1 protein-coding gene is annotated in these 232 nt (G+C 65.5%); it reads right to left on the reverse strand.

Annotation, left to right across the window (positions count from 1 at the left end):
- Window positions 1-232, reverse strand: a 232-nt coding sequence (locus HJW02_RS13080; protein WP_208050691.1) for a hypothetical protein, incomplete at both ends; no start/stop codon positions are given.

Raw genomic sequence — 232 nt, forward strand, 5'->3', positions numbered from 1 at the left:
GGTGGTAAGGCTGACCATTCTGTCGGCTTCGTCGTAGCCGAAGAGCAGGGGCTGGGCGCCCGTTCCCCATTGCGCCGTATTGCGGCCCCGGAGATCGTAGTTGTAGCATGTCGTTTTCCCGAGGGCGTTGGTGACGGCGGAAGGCTGGTCGAAGTAAGGGCTGTAGGCCGTGGAGGTCGTGTTGCCCGCCGCGTCCGTCACCGAGACGGTACGCCCCGCGATGTCGGTGCGC

This window comes from Akkermansia sp. GGCC_0220, assembly GCF_017566105.1.
In the GTDB taxonomy this organism is placed as follows: Bacteria; Verrucomicrobiota; Verrucomicrobiia; order Verrucomicrobiales; family Akkermansiaceae; genus Akkermansia; species Akkermansia massiliensis.